This is a genomic window from Microbulbifer variabilis, from assembly GCF_052467165.1.
Genome location: NZ_CP174301.1, coordinates 3,689,374 through 3,702,879, shown reverse-complemented (window position 1 = coordinate 3,702,879; position 13,506 = coordinate 3,689,374). Strand labels below are relative to the sequence as shown.

At 41.4% G+C, this 13,506-nt stretch carries 18 protein-coding genes; all 18 read left to right on the top strand.

Annotated features, from left to right (window positions below):
• Positions 1-135: 135 nt before the first annotated feature.
• The 18 genes from ACJJIP_RS16370 to ACJJIP_RS16285 all read left to right on the top strand — a co-directional run bounded on the left by ACJJIP_RS16370 (position 136) and on the right by ACJJIP_RS16285 (position 12,890).
• Positions 136-720 (top strand): hypothetical protein, encoded by a 585-nt coding sequence (locus ACJJIP_RS16370; protein ID WP_444945607.1) that lies wholly within the window; start codon positions 136-138, stop codon positions 718-720.
• Positions 713-1,627 (top strand): hypothetical protein, encoded by a 915-nt coding sequence (locus ACJJIP_RS16365; protein WP_444945606.1) that lies wholly within the window; start codon positions 713-715, stop codon positions 1,625-1,627. The genes ACJJIP_RS16370 and ACJJIP_RS16365 overlap by 8 nt, the downstream gene beginning before the upstream one ends.
• A 584-nt stretch (positions 1,628-2,211) precedes the next feature.
• A complete protein-coding gene (locus tag ACJJIP_RS16360; protein ID WP_444945605.1) occupies positions 2,212-3,372 on the top strand; it encodes a glycosyl hydrolase family 28-related protein in 1,161 nt (386 codons plus the stop codon).
• 380 nt (positions 3,373-3,752) lie between these two features.
• Positions 3,753-3,992 carry a hypothetical protein gene (locus tag ACJJIP_RS16355; RefSeq protein ID WP_444945604.1) on the top strand — a complete coding sequence of 80 codons (240 nt, stop codon included), beginning with the start codon at positions 3,753-3,755 and terminating at the stop codon, positions 3,990-3,992.
• A gap of 26 nt (positions 3,993-4,018) precedes the next feature.
• Complete coding sequence (locus ACJJIP_RS16350; RefSeq protein WP_282951526.1) at positions 4,019-4,171, top strand: phage tail protein; 153 nt, start codon at positions 4,019-4,021, stop codon at positions 4,169-4,171.
• 241 nt (positions 4,172-4,412) lie between these two features.
• Positions 4,413-4,796 carry a hypothetical protein gene (locus tag ACJJIP_RS16345; RefSeq protein ID WP_282951525.1) on the top strand — a complete coding sequence of 128 codons (384 nt, stop codon included), beginning with the start codon at positions 4,413-4,415 and terminating at the stop codon, positions 4,794-4,796.
• A 61-nt stretch (positions 4,797-4,857) separates the two neighbouring features.
• Positions 4,858-5,184: a hypothetical protein gene (locus tag ACJJIP_RS16340; protein ID WP_282951524.1), complete on the top strand. Its 327-nt coding sequence runs from the start codon at positions 4,858-4,860 to the stop codon at positions 5,182-5,184.
• Positions 5,185-5,426: 242 nt separating this feature from the next.
• Entirely contained in the window at positions 5,427-5,846 is a 420-nt protein-coding gene (locus tag ACJJIP_RS16335) for a hypothetical protein (protein ID WP_444945603.1), read from the top strand.
• 3 nt (positions 5,847-5,849) lie between these two features.
• Positions 5,850-6,188: a hypothetical protein gene (locus tag ACJJIP_RS16330; RefSeq protein ID WP_444945602.1), complete on the top strand. Its 339-nt coding sequence runs from the start codon at positions 5,850-5,852 to the stop codon at positions 6,186-6,188.
• Between the two features lie 111 nt (positions 6,189-6,299).
• On the top strand, positions 6,300-6,506 hold the full coding sequence (locus ACJJIP_RS16325; protein WP_444945601.1) for a hypothetical protein: 207 nt from the start codon (positions 6,300-6,302) through the stop codon (positions 6,504-6,506).
• Between the two features lie 6 nt (positions 6,507-6,512).
• Positions 6,513-6,992 carry a hypothetical protein gene (locus ACJJIP_RS16320; RefSeq protein WP_444945600.1) on the top strand — a complete coding sequence of 160 codons (480 nt, stop codon included), beginning with the start codon at positions 6,513-6,515 and terminating at the stop codon, positions 6,990-6,992.
• An 834-nt stretch (positions 6,993-7,826) separates the two neighbouring features.
• Positions 7,827-8,099, top strand: a complete 273-nt coding sequence (locus ACJJIP_RS16315; protein WP_444945599.1) for a hypothetical protein — start codon at positions 7,827-7,829, stop codon at positions 8,097-8,099.
• Between the two features lie 571 nt (positions 8,100-8,670).
• A complete protein-coding gene (locus tag ACJJIP_RS16310) occupies positions 8,671-9,174 on the top strand; it encodes a TonB family protein (RefSeq protein ID WP_444945598.1) in 504 nt (167 codons plus the stop codon).
• Positions 9,175-9,215: 41 nt separating this feature from the next.
• The gene (locus ACJJIP_RS16305) at positions 9,216-9,731 is read left to right on the top strand and encodes a DUF4262 domain-containing protein (RefSeq protein WP_444945597.1); all 516 of its coding nucleotides are present in this window, start codon (positions 9,216-9,218) and stop codon (positions 9,729-9,731) included.
• Positions 9,732-9,805: 74 nt separating this feature from the next.
• On the top strand, positions 9,806-10,147 hold the full coding sequence (locus ACJJIP_RS16300) for a hypothetical protein (RefSeq protein ID WP_444945596.1): 342 nt from the start codon (positions 9,806-9,808) through the stop codon (positions 10,145-10,147).
• Positions 10,148-10,399: 252 nt separating this feature from the next.
• Complete coding sequence (locus ACJJIP_RS16295; protein WP_282951339.1) at positions 10,400-10,708, top strand: transposase; 309 nt, start codon at positions 10,400-10,402, stop codon at positions 10,706-10,708.
• Positions 10,663-11,562: an IS3 family transposase gene (locus ACJJIP_RS16290; protein WP_444946933.1), complete on the top strand. Its 900-nt coding sequence runs from the start codon at positions 10,663-10,665 to the stop codon at positions 11,560-11,562. The genes ACJJIP_RS16295 and ACJJIP_RS16290 overlap by 46 nt, the downstream gene beginning before the upstream one ends.
• A 497-nt stretch (positions 11,563-12,059) precedes the next feature.
• Positions 12,060-12,890, top strand: coding sequence for a glycerophosphodiester phosphodiesterase family protein (locus ACJJIP_RS16285; RefSeq protein WP_444945595.1), 831 nt, complete (start codon positions 12,060-12,062; stop codon positions 12,888-12,890).
• Positions 12,891-13,506 lie beyond the last annotated feature (616 nt).

Below are 13,506 nucleotides of genomic sequence, written 5' to 3'. Positions count from 1 at the left end.
CATTAGGTGAAGTCATTTAAATAGCTTGCTTGGTTTTTCCGCGATTAGGGGCGGGAGAAGTTTTGGTTTAGAGTAGCTCTCTTTCTAGATTTTATATTGAGCGTCAAGTTGTCAATTTATTAAAGTAGGAATTACATGAAAAAAATTTTGAAACTAACAGTAGTAACTTTGGCAGTCTTTCTATCAGGATGTGGGCTAATCAAAGAAAAAAGACAGTTAGCTATTTCAGAAGTCTACACAAGTTTAGACTCAGCTGCCTCAGAAGTTCCTTCCATGTTAAAGCTTAGTAGAGGGGATTCGCTTCAAATAGAAATTAGCGAAGGTCTATCACCTCGGCTAAAAAGAGGTGAACATACAGATTATTTTGAAGTGGTAGAAGTTGAGGGTGCTAAAGAGACGGAATTCTCTTTAGTGCTTCACGCCATGTGTGATTGCTTAGGTTTGAGGAAATGGGCAGTGCTATCAGAAGTATACTTAGTTAGCCCTTCTGGCAAACAAGTTGAGTTGCATCGGTCAGGTTTGCAGTCTATGACGGTTGCAGGTGAATTTAAGGAAATGGGTCTTCACAAGTTTATTATTATTGCTTCCTCTAAATATGAAGGCCAGAAAATGGGAAGTATTGACGGTTATCTACCACTTGGTAAACCTGCACAAGTTATTGAACTTAGTTTACCTTTAACTGTTCACCCTACAGGTACGCTAAAGGTTGAATATGAGTAAACTTAAATATGGAATCATAATGATTCTGTCTTGCTTGCTTGTAACTTCGTGTGCGACTTACAATCAAAAAGAAATTGTTAATACTTATCTTGCAAAAAAAGATACTTCATATAACAAGTTTCCTATAAAGAATCTCTTTTCTTATGCGAATGACTGCAAAAATCATGGTGAGAATGAATTTTGCTCTTGTGTTGAATGGGCTAAAGACTCTTCAGGTAAATTACCAAAACCCGAATTTGGATTGGTAGACGAGGAGAAATATATGGATCAGGCACTTCCTGCTCTAATGGATTATTTCGATAAGTTAGAATCTTGTGAAGTGTTTGCGCCGATTTCAATTGATTTTGAAGTGCCGGCCAATACGGCTGTCGCAGAAAGAATTTTACTGGAAAATCAAGATAAAATACTTACGCCAGTAAATTCTAGTGATATTGAAAATATTCAGAAAGAGATAGGGTGGACTTTCAAAGTTAGTAGTGTCAAAAAGAAGCCCAGCTTTACTAGAGGGAGCTTTGTATATACGGGGAGAGTTGGAGATCAGGAGAGGTTTGATTACTCAGGTAGTGATTCAAAGTATGCCTATATCAATGGTGTAAGGCATTTTCTTGACAAAAAACAGAGCCCAAACATATTTAAAGTTAGTGGGTTGGGTGAGTGTAAGTTTGTATTGGGAGAATGCATATATGGACCTCCTGGTGATAGAAAGAAAGTTTTTACTGTTTTTGAAAATGGTGTTTGGATTCATAATGTTGGAGCTCTTTCAATAAGACATAGAATGTTAAAAAAAATGATCTACGATAGAAGTGGAATTCCTCTTTATGAATATTGGGAGAAGCCCAATTTTACATATGAAGCAATAAGACATGAAAAAAATATTTTTAGGGTGAATGTAGCTGGTTTTTTGTGAAGATAGTTATATCTAAATGGGCTCTAAAATAGGATCTCCCTTTAAATTTGTCTAGTCATCACAGAAAAGGTATTTCGGTCGCAAGGCACTGCTGTGCTATCGATATCTGAACCCGCACTAGCGGGTTTTTTTATGTCCGAAATTCATGGAGCGATCCCTAATGACCCAACGCATAACAATACGCGATGCCGTACAAAGCAAGCTACAAACCCTATCCGGCTAAACATTCCCACCCCTTGGGACCACAGAAGATATAGATTCAAAAAAGGCTATCGGCTATTGGGCTGGGCTTTACTACCGAAAAAGCTGGTCACGACATTCATGGCGGTAACAATCGACAGCTGAATCTATTTATATCTAAACTCTTTTTCATGTTTTTTTGTACCCTAGGTTTATCAAATGAGGAGTAAGTTTTGGCTCCTGAAGCTCGAGGATTTGTTAACCACTTAATTGTTTTAAGCTAAAAGCGAAACGTTCGTGCCATTAGTTTTATTAAATTCTTTTAGTTTTATAAGTGATTCACATGGCGGCGATACTTTTGGTCTGATAATATCTCGAGCGATATAAATGTATGGAGATAAGAGATGGAATTTAGGTGTTTTTTAGCTATATTTTTGATTTTTTTTGGTGTCAAAGCAGTAGCTTCAAATAATGTTATAGACTATGGTGCCATTCCGAATGATGGTATTGATGATACTGCTGCCTTTCATAGAGCGATTGAGAATTCTGATTCTATTGTTTACGTCCCTGCGGGCGAGTTTAATCTATCTGCCAGATTGAATTTTAAAGGTGATACCCTTTCTATAAAAGGGGATGGAATTGGAGTTTCTAAGCTTGTATGGGCATCTGGTTCCAATGGTATTTATGTTGAGCCACCTTCTGGGAAGCACAAAGTCGCTGTAATTCAAGGGCTTACTTTATTTACTAAGTCATCAAATTCTGGTAGTGCTTATCAGTATAATGGGAAAAATAGCATTGTTAATGATCATATTCAGCCAAGAACTAGGCCCAAAGTTATAGTTCGTGATGTAGAGTTGTCAGGTTACACAGGAGCAACTAATAGTGGCTGGAATACTGGCTTAATAATTGACACTGCTCTAGGAGTCCACATAGATGGATATTATTTTTCTGGTCAAGTAAAGAATAGTACAAATACCCCATTGAGTAGTAGGGGGATATGGATGAGGGGGAGTGGTCACTCTGTCCAGGTTACAATCGAAGAGGCTGAGATTTACTATACCAATATTGCGATAGATGTGACGAATCATGAGGGGCTTTATATCTCAGAAAGCAATCTTGTATTTGTTAATTATGGTCTAAAATTTGCAAACTCCGCTGTTGAGCCACAGTTAAACTTATCAAACTCTCATCTTAATTGTAAAATTGGTTGTGTTTGGCTTGATAAAGTTGCTCAAGTAAGTATTAAAGATAATTTGATGTATGGGCACCATACATCTAGTCAGTCTGTATTTGGTGTGCAGCTATTTAGTGGCTCAGATCATTATAATATTTCTAATAATACATTTATTAACACTTCAGGATCTTTTGGTTTTAATAGTGTTGTTGTTCATTCGGATAAGGGCATTATATCTGGAAATATTTTTTCGCTAAAAAATAAAGGGGCAGGGGTTTGGTTTAAAAGTTCTGCGAGCTATGGTAAAGCTATCAATAACATTTGTAATAGTTGTGCTACTAAAGGATTGAATCAAGGCGGTGGTACTAATAGTATTAATTGGTTATGGTAGTTAGAAGCTATACTGAAATGAATGAGCGTAAATTGTAAATCTTAAGTAATCTATTCTAGATATGTAATATTTTTGAATTTCAGCTGGTTGCTGAAAATAATATAAGAAAGCTGTTTTCTGCCATAAATACTGAAACCCGCAATAGCGGGTTTTTTATGCCCAAAATTCCCGGAGCAATTCCAATTACCCTACGCATTACACATCCGCAATATGGTTTTAAACAAGCAGTAAACTCTATGCGGCTACACACTCCCACCCTCTGGCACCACAGAAGAAATTGATTCATTAAAACTGCCATCCATTGTGGTGGGCTTTATAATCGAAAACACTGAATACGAAATGCATGGCGCACCAGTAGGTAGCTGGATCTGACTATTGCCGTGGTAGTAAAGAGCGATGGCGGTATGTATGCCGCACTGGATCAAGCGGCTGCAGATATTGTGAGTGTCCTCCAAGATGACGCGACCCTGGGCAAAACCTGTGACTTATTCCTACTCAGTCAAACCCAGAATGTTACAAAACAAAATTTTCCCGCAGCGATGATGGCAGCTCTTATTAGCCAGTGGCTGGCATGTTGGATATCGACCCCGGTGAAGAGTTGCGCGGTTCTGTTGAGATGACGCCGATTGATGGCATCAGCGATTAAATGGACTACGACTCTTCCGGCTTACATGATGCTGGCGAGGTCTCTATTACCTTGATCTGGAAAGAGGACGATAGCGGCCAACAGGCTCTGCGTGATGATTACGACATAGGAAATCGCAGAGTATGCCGCCCGGATGTTGTGTATGAGTGTTAGCGGTAAGGTCCGTGTGCTCAATACTATCCGTACCGAAGACGTGTTAGTGACCGCTTCCTTTCGGACTAAACAGAGGAAGCATGATTGCTGTTTAAGCGGGCTTGTATGATAATCCGATACGCTTTGGTGCTCCAGGATGAAGTGTTTGAATTTAATAACTGAATTATTTTTAGTCCTGTAATTCTGGCTGTGGTAGCATTGCGCCAAAAAAATAGATGGACAATTAGAGGCTATGATAAACGTGAAATTAAATGTTAATGAAAAAGGGTTCTCAACGGGTATAAAATTTTTATTGCTTACTATATTTCTTATGCCGACTGTAGCGCTGGCAGGGATTTCGCGTCACAACAGTGTAGATTGGGTTCTGGTCAGTAGTAATAAAATGAATAAAGCTAGTTTTGTCCAGTTTAAAAACAAGCTTGAAAATGATGAATGTTTCATGGGTAGTAATTCTGCGAGAATACGCTTTTCAAGTGATGATAGCTCATTGTTATCGTTACTTCTCACTGCTAAAGCTGCATCACTGAAGGTTGGTTTTTATTACAATACGAAAACTGATTTGCCAGATGTCACAGGTCATGGGACGGCAGAATGTGAGATTGTTAATGTGTGGTTAGAGTCTTAATAATATCGGTATATGTAATATATTTTTTAATTGCTAACAGTATATGGTTAGCTGAGGTTATATGAAAACTTTTTCTACATTTTTTCTTTTGGGTAGTATTTCAATTTCTGTAAGTGCAGAGACTACTAAATGGCTTGCACCTGATAATATTCAAGAGTTTTATCCAGATCGTGGCGGCGTAAATGTGGTTTTGGCGAAAGTCTCTTCGGATTATTCTATATGTAATGATGGGCGCAGATTTTATTTACCTTTAACCCATCCAAATTATGAGGTTACATCTTCAACACTTCTCACGTCATTTGCCTCCGGGAAGAGGGTCAAGCTCATTATCAAACAAATCTCTGGCTGTGCTCCTGAAATAGACAGGGTTGTTCTTGTTAATTACTAGACTCGGTAGCCTAGTTAGTCATGCTGCTTATGCTGGCTAGCCCTTTGAAAGCATTATTTGCTTAGATTGATGCGCGGGGTATTGTGGATATGAATTTAAAATTTTTTTTAAAAGATAATTATTACATTACTGCCCTGTCGTATTTAAAACACCAAACCCGCTCTCGCGGGTTTTTTTATGACTAATTGAGGCGCTGTTAAGGGCCACAGGCAACGCCAGTGGATGCACTACACAGGAGTTAGGTGAGCACGCGCTCGGTGGCTCGCAATACCCTGGCGAGCGTTTCCGGTATCTCCGATGCGCAGGGTGTGTTGCTTACCTTTAAGTCAGTGCAAACCGACGTGTTCGACCAAGCCATTGTGCTATCGCAAGACCTGGCAGCAGTAATGGGTGGCGATGCTAAGAGTACAGCGCTGCAACTTGGTAAGGCGCTGGAAGACCCAGCAAGCGGCCTGACAGCACTGAAACGATCTGGTGTCTCGTTTGCCGAGACAGAAAAAGGACAGATCAGGACCATGCAGGCGAGCGGCCAAGTGGCCGAAGCGCAGCGCTTCATCCTGGCCAAGCTGGCACAACAGGTAGGCGGGGCTGGCTCTGATGAGGCGGGCGGACTCGCCGGCCAGGTCGAAACTCTAAGCCAGAACTGGCAAGAGTTTCTGTAGGCAATGGGCAGGACCGAGGAGGCCTCCAAGAATGTTGGTTTTATCGCCGATGTAGTGAGCTGGTGGCGTACTGTGTTGATGCCAACGGAAGCCGAGAAGAATGCGGATAAATATTTCGAGCTGCCGGAGAAGTATTTGTGGCATCAAAAGGAATTGGAGAAAGCGACGGCTCAATGTGAAGCGGCAAAAATGGAAAAACAAAGATATTGGGTAGAAAAATACCGTATACAACTACAGGAAATTAAAGACGCTGATCTAAAAGCGGCAATGGCGCGGCGAGACGAGCAGAAAAAAGCGGCAGAAGCATCAGCGGCAACCAGCGAGCAAGCAGAGCGGGATTAGGCCGCGGCAGAGTTTAAGCGTCTACAGGATGCGGGCTCTCTGCAGTTGAATCAGCTGGATCAATTTCTGGTCGACTAGAGCGGCAAGATTAAACTCGACTATGAGCTGCGATTGCAACAAATTGCGGCGTTACAAATTTCTGAACAGGAACTTAGTAAGCGAGGTTTCGAATCTACTGAGGCGTTGCGGGCTGAGTATGTCGAGCGCGAGAAGGCACGCTACCAAATGGCCCAGGCTGAAGAACAGGCGCGCTCGGAGAATGGTGAAGTTGATGGTAGTCAAGCCGGCGCAGATGGACTCACCGAAGCGGAACGCTAGAGTATTGTGGCCCGCCTGGAAACCCTGCAGCTTTCCTGGCTCACTGAGATGGAACAACTGCAGGTGCAGCAGGATGATGAAATAGCCCTGCTACAACAGGCATTCGCCACCAAGCTGATAGCTCATGATGACTATGAGCGAAAACTTACCCTACTGGAAGCTAAGCACGCAAAACAGCGGCAAAAGCTTGAGCAGGCTTTCAACGAAAGCAAACTGAAAATGTTTACTGCCGGTGCCGGGCAGATACTGTCTGCTGCCGCTGTCTACACCATGGACGACGGCCGCAGCGCTGGCACTATTGTGCGCGCAACGGTAACCCAGACCATAGAGTCCACTAATAATGAAGCTCAGGCTGTTGCGGTGCTAAAATGCTCCATTGCCGTTATTGATGATCAGAACAATGTACAGACTGATGGCGCTGGAGATCTGATGTCCAGCGTTTATGTAGCCACCAAAACTCTGCAGTCTGATGCGGCCAGCCGGTAAACGTCGCCGATCATGCTGCTGATTTAGTAGCGAGTTGTATTGTCGAGGTGGCCAACCGCCTGGCTGTGCATAGTTCTATTGCGGCTATGGCGATACCGAGTGGGTGATACTGGCTGTGGTTTTCAGTATTGAAGTGGGCGTATTGCCGGTGCGAAAGCCCGAATTATAGAGCCATGGCTTACATCTATAGAAAGTTCCCCCTAACTTATTGATTTGATTATGGGTAAAATGTGTTCAAGAGAGGAAGGTCGAACTAGGCGACTTGAGCTGATGGCTCACTATATCTGGCTACTATTTGAACAAAAGTCTAAAACCTACTGCAAATAAAGGCTCTTCTGTGGAGCTTGGAAGCTCCCTCCCAGAACTAGTGGCCAAATGGATAGTGAGCCACTGGCTCTTTAATAAACTGTTATGTGTAATCCACGATGAAGCTACTGCTGCTAACGATTTTATGCGTGAGTTCATACATTCTTATGGTTTGGCTTACGACCAGAGAGAAAAAAGATAAGCTTCAATCTCTCAAATGGGTACTGCAAGCGACACTAGGCACCATGTGTGTCCTGTGGCCGGTACTATTTATTAGCAAGTTTTGGGTTCTGTTCGTGGCAGCTTTGCTGCTGGTTATAGTAGCTTACTTAGGTTCGCGAGGCGGGCTTTTCGGTAGGCTAAGTAAAAATGGTATGCTTGGTGGTTTCTGGTTAACAACCCCTTTATATGTCTACTTACTACCAAACACATAACAGGGGCCGGCACATCGCCGCCTCTGGCGGCTGGACTCGCCACTACGTGGCTCGCCTGTGCGGCCAGCGTTAAATTTCATTCAGGATTAAAACGATGTTTTCATGGATAGTATTTATTTTAGGTTTGGTTGCTTCATGGCACTACACAGACCTTCAATCAGAAAATGCATTTCAAAGTGCGATCTCGCCAATTTTAGTAGGCGTATTTCTAATTCTACTGCTAATAAAATTTGTTTTTCTTTTAGGTCCGGATAGTGGTCGTGGTGGTCACGGTGGAGATAGCGGTGGTGGTTTTGGAGGTGGTTTTGGAGGTGGTTTTGGAGGTGGTGATGGGGGCTGTGGAGGCGGAGATGGTGGCGGTTGCTAATGCTAACTTTAAAGTGCATGACAAAAACATTTAACAAAAATGTCAAACACCGCTACATGCCTTCGGCATTCCGCTGGACTCGCTTCTGCGTCGCTCGCCGCTTACATTGGCGTTATAAATCTTGGAGAGTTTTGTGCTCGGAAAGCTGAATGCGATAGCTACATATATAGCTTGGTTATTTCTTGGAGGTATGATTGCATCCTTTGTTCTTGGCTACTTCGACGTTACTTATGAGATGCCCGTCTACTATACGATCTTTGGCGGTTTCTTCTCGTTTGCAATCATTCACTTTGTATTGGTGTTTTGGGTACGTTGCCCGAATTGTAACAAGTGTTTAACCTTTCAGGGTAAGCATGGGGTTCATCCTGCCTCTATACACAAAAGCTGGTCGTCCGTTGTGCTCCACTGGTTTTCAGGTAGGGTAGGTTGCATACATTGTGGTACTACAGTTTCTACAAATGATTTATAACAAGACGCAGCAATCGCTCCCTTCGGTCTCAGGGATAGCCAAAACGCTGCGCTTATTTGTCTGCCCCTGTGCGGGACGTTACATCTCAAAGTAGTAGAAATCATGGATAAATGGACAGAAAGTCAAATAACACCAAATAAGGGATCTGGATTCAAGAAAAAACACGCTTTTCTTGGTGTTGCTGCAATAGTCTTTGCTTTTATTGTGCATTACTTATATACATGCACCTGCATTTTTGGTTCAACTATTTGCCATAAACAAGGAAAGCTTCACGATGCAAAGGATCCTTATATTACTGAAGTTAAATTTTCGTTTTTGGCCGAACCTGGCAAGCTTGTTTATCCTTGGGCATCTATGATGTTAAAAGAAGAAGGAAGCGTCGGGGTCGAACTTACAATTGATAAAAATGGAATAATTACAAAAAGTAAGATTTTCGAGTCTTCGAAATTTGAGTATCTTGATCAAGCGGCTCTGAATTCAATTCCAACATTGCTCGTTGATTCTTCAAAAATTGATAACGAGAATGGCTCCATTAAAAAAATTAAGTTTACTTTTAAAATACCAAATGAGAAAAATGTAACAAGTTTAGGCATGGGACGTAGCTGAAGCTACGCCCATGTTAAAAGCGTTAGGGCACTTTACAGCGCATGAATAAAGCAGAAGAAAAAATTGTAAAACACATCGAAGAGTACGGATGTCATGTTACCTCTGTCTTTGACCCTAAAGAAGAAGATCCTAGCTTCACCTATAGCATTGGCATTAGCCAATGCACTGACGCTCCGGAGGTTATTGTCTTAGGGCTCAGGAGCGAGCTTAGCTCTTGGATAGTAAATGAATACAACCGCAGGGTTACTGCTGGTGAAAAGTTCGAAGAGGGTAAATTTTACGAAGGATTCCTTGATGGCTTCGAAGTCACCTTTGAGGCTGTCGCTAAAAAGTATAGAGAAGAATTTATGCTGTCTTGTAATTGGCTCTATAAAGGTAGTTCCTACAACGCACTTCAACTAATCTATCCAACTGTAGATGGCATATGGCCATGGGATAACGACGCTAGCGATAGTTTTAAGGCTATTCAAGCAAGCTTTCAGGAGCCTGCCAGGTGGGAGCCCCAACAAAGCCATCAGCCCGACGTCCACTGCGTCGTTTACAGTGTGCTTAAATAGCGTACTTTAATAAACTCCGTTCCCGCCGGTTATGGCGGCGTTATGAATTTATAGGTTTGGAAAAGTTGACGATTATGAATAAATTATTTTTATTACCAATTATTTTTCTTTTTTCTGGTAATGTATATTCTGCCTATATTGAAGGTATCGATATACAGAGGGTTCATACAAAAAATAATGGTTTTACCTACTTGAAGGTAGCTAACCCTCCTGAGGATACGTGCGATTGGTATGCAGAAGATTTTAGGTTTAAATCTGATACGGAAGCTGGAAAAGCCATGCTTTCGAATATACTGTCAGCGCATGTACAGTCAAAACCAGTAACTTTATGGTATACCCCTAGTACAGGGTCAGGAACAGTTAATGAAACATGTACTGAAGAGAAATTGGCTGAAATTACAGGAGTTGGTCAATAGTAATTCATAACAAGGCGTTGCAGTACCACATCCAAAGCTGTGTACCTTTTTTGACCGCTGCGCTTATACCACAAAAGTCCCACAATTTTAGCTGCGGCTGAATGCGGCGTTATGCGAAGGTAGAAACAATGAATAAAGGATTGCTGTTCATAATATTGATGTTTTCAAGTTCAGGTGCGTTAGCATGAAGACTTACCCACGTTTAGTAGACACCCTGTATAGTTAGGTTTAGTCCTAACACGGAGGTGTGTCATGGGTAAGAAAAGAACTCAGGCGTATACGGAGGAGTTCCGTAGAGAAGCAGTTAAGAGAGCGGAAAAGCCTGGAGCAACAACGGCCTCCGTGGCACGAGAGCTAGGCGTCAGCGCACAGCAGATCTACAACTGGCGTCGTCAATTTAATCGACTGTCTGATAAGCAGTTCAATAGTTTAGGCGGCGTCAACTATTCCAAACAGGAAAGCGCTGAAGTTCGCAAGCTCAAGAAGGAACTGCATGAAGCACGTCAGGAGGTTGAATTTCTAAAAAAGGCAGCTGCGTACTTTGCGAACCACCGAGAGTAAAGTACGCACTGATACAAGAGCATGTAGGGTCATTCCCGGTTAGCTTGATGTGTCGGTGTTTAGAAGTCTCAAGATCGGGTTATTATCGATGGCGAGGGCGGTTGCCACCTCCTCACACGATTAGAAAGATACGAACAATCGATAAAATCCGAGAGACGTTTACTGCGTTTAAAGGTCGTTATGGAGCGCCTATAATCGCTTGCGAGCTTCGAGAGTTAGGTGAGCCATGTTCACGGAACTACGTCACTAAGCTTATGCATCAGGAGCATATTAAAGCGAGAAACGGCAAAGGCTTTCGATATAGTCAGCCCGTAGAGGGGAGCATTAATGTCTCCGCCAACTTACTTAAGCGTTGCTTTGATGTGGATCGACCAAATTGCCGCTGGACAAGTGACATTACGTATATCTGGGTTCTGGAGCGGTGGTTGTACCTCGCGGTAGTTATGGATCTGTACTCTCGACGTATTGTAGGTTGGGCATTCGATTCCCAGATGGCCGATGAATTGACACGTCGAGCATTGAAAATGGCTCTAGAGCGACGACAAATAAAGCCTGGACTAATAGTTCACTCTGACAGGGGTGTGCAATATCGATCGCAGAAATACCAGGATCTCTTGTCCGAAAGCAAGTGCAAGCCGAGTATGAGTCGCCAGGCTAACTGTTGGGATAATGCGGCAATGGAATCATTCTTTTGCAGGCTAAAAGTCGAGCTGGTCTATGCCGGAACATTCGAAAGCGAAGAGCAAGCAAAATCTGAGGTGTTTGAGTACATTGAGATTTTCTACAATAGGGTTCGTAAGCACTCTGCATTGGGCTATGTAAGTCCAGCAGAGTATGAGCGTAACTATACATAGTTAGAGTGTCTACTTTTAGTGGGCAAGACCAATAGTAAAATAACTTAAATTTGATTATAACGAACCCAAATGCAAAGGATAATTAATTGAGCTGAAAACAATCTATTGAAAAATATGTGCGCTAGTACCGATTATTCGGCTGAATCACTGTTGCGTAAACTAAGTATATAGATTTAAGGTGAATTGTCGATTAAACCTTTACAATCTAAATTAAATTTTTATGACAAGAATAAATGTTTAGCGTTTAAGGTTAGTTAAGAATATTCTACTAATTTTTAGTAAATCTTCTAGAGCGTAATAGAAGTATTTTGTCATCACACTAATTTTTTAGTTCAAGTATTATTTGAACCAGATTGGAAATATGTTTATTAGATTCTTGTTATAGAGCAATATTAAGCACCTAAAGCATAGATTCAATAAACTAGCAGGTTTGATTGGTAGTATATTTGTATTTCATGTAGTGGTTTACCAATTTAATAATAAAGGAAATTCTCTAAATGAAAAAAATTTTAAAAGCCATTGCCTGTCTTGCTTTAGGAGTCGGTTTCTGTAATCAGGCCTTAGCTATAGAGATTCTTGCTCACAGGGGGGCGTCTGGTGAGTACCCTCAAAGTACTTCCCTAGCATTTGATATGGCCATGGAACAGGGTGCAGATATCCTGGAGCTGGATGTTCATTTATCAAAAGATCGTTACATCATTATTAATCATGATGCAGATCTCAAAGACAATGTAGGGGTGTCTGATAAAATTGAAGATTTGACCTTAGGTGAAATTAAATCCCTAGATGCAGGATATGAATTCACTCGTGATAATGGTAACAGTTATCCCTTTCGAAATCAGGGGCTTACTTTGTTAACACTGAATGAACTATTCGAGCGTTATCCTGATGGTTTATTCAATGTAGAGATTAAACCTAATGATAAAGTGCTCTCAGAGGTACTTTGGCAGATTATTTCAGATTATCGGATGCAGGGGCAGGTTACCGTTGCGAGCCAACATAGCAAAGCAATGAATCATTTTCGTGATATCAGCGGGGGTGAGGTTAGAACCAGTGCAACCATAGGTGAACTTATTGAGGCAAGTCTTGCCTGGAGCACAGGGTTCGGTTGGGCTTTCAAGCCTAAGTTTGATGTTGCTCAGCTTCCATATAGCATTACAACTAAGCCCTATGTGCGTTTTTTCCAGAAAAAAGGGGTACTTGTTGATTTGTGGACTGTGAATGATGAAGACCATATAGAGCGCAGTATTTCACTGGGTGTAGACGGCATTATTGGTGATTATCCTGATCGTATTTATCAGGCACTTGTAGATGCTGGAGAACGCTAATTTTTGAACCAAATTTCTTTATACTAATTTACAGCCATAGCAAGCCATCATTAATAGAAGAGGGGCATCGTTGATAATGAAATGAGTAATCCCAGGCAATTTTGGATCATTTTGATGGTTTATGTAAATTTACGATACCGGCTTAAGAGTCGGTTTTTTATTGAAAAATAAATATTAATATATTGAAGTCATAGATTGTAATCAATTCCCTTGATATTTAGCGTCGCCCTTCTGCTTGCTACCCCATCAATTTGATGTTTAATAGAATCGATTTGTAGACGCCAGACAACAGTACAGTATAATTTTAAAGTGTGTAAAACGGTTTCTTCAAAATAAAGAAATTTAATTGTCACCAATTAAAACCGATCAGGAAAGCGGATCCACTTTCAATTTTTAGAATAGTTCCTATGTTTATTTTTATAATTTATCAATCAATTTTTTATTTTAAAATGTGATGGCACCTCTTTAGCTTGGTTTTCTGTCAATTACAGGACTTTGATATGGCCGAATAGATTTTTTCAGTATTTTTTACATTGGCCAGCTTGGTTTCAGATAATGCGCATTAAATAATGTATGATGGGCAGTATCCAACTCTATTTAGGAGTTTTATCTAGGA

Bases quoted from the DNA above. Each gene is read 5' to 3' on its own strand.
- ACJJIP_RS16370 (WP_444945607.1), top strand. From the start codon at position 136: ATGAAAAAAATTTTGAAACTAACAGTAGTAACTTTGGCAGTCTTTCTA.
- ACJJIP_RS16365 (WP_444945606.1), top strand. From the start codon at position 713: ATGAGTAAACTTAAATATGGAATCATAATGATTCTGTCTTGCTTGCTT.
- ACJJIP_RS16360 (WP_444945605.1), top strand. From the start codon at position 2,212: ATGGAATTTAGGTGTTTTTTAGCTATATTTTTGATTTTTTTTGGTGTC.
- ACJJIP_RS16350 (WP_282951526.1), top strand. From the start codon at position 4,019: ATGGACTACGACTCTTCCGGCTTACATGATGCTGGCGAGGTCTCTATT.
- ACJJIP_RS16340 (WP_282951524.1), top strand. From the start codon at position 4,858: ATGAAAACTTTTTCTACATTTTTTCTTTTGGGTAGTATTTCAATTTCT.
- ACJJIP_RS16330 (WP_444945602.1), top strand. From the start codon at position 5,850: ATGGGCAGGACCGAGGAGGCCTCCAAGAATGTTGGTTTTATCGCCGAT.
- ACJJIP_RS16315 (WP_444945599.1), top strand. From the start codon at position 7,827: ATGTTTTCATGGATAGTATTTATTTTAGGTTTGGTTGCTTCATGGCAC.
- ACJJIP_RS16310 (WP_444945598.1), top strand. From the start codon at position 8,671: ATGGATAAATGGACAGAAAGTCAAATAACACCAAATAAGGGATCTGGA.
- ACJJIP_RS16305 (WP_444945597.1), top strand. From the start codon at position 9,216: ATGAATAAAGCAGAAGAAAAAATTGTAAAACACATCGAAGAGTACGGA.
- ACJJIP_RS16300 (WP_444945596.1), top strand. From the start codon at position 9,806: ATGAATAAATTATTTTTATTACCAATTATTTTTCTTTTTTCTGGTAAT.
- ACJJIP_RS16295 (WP_282951339.1), top strand. From the start codon at position 10,400: ATGGGTAAGAAAAGAACTCAGGCGTATACGGAGGAGTTCCGTAGAGAA.
- ACJJIP_RS16285 (WP_444945595.1), top strand. From the start codon at position 12,060: ATGAAAAAAATTTTAAAAGCCATTGCCTGTCTTGCTTTAGGAGTCGGT.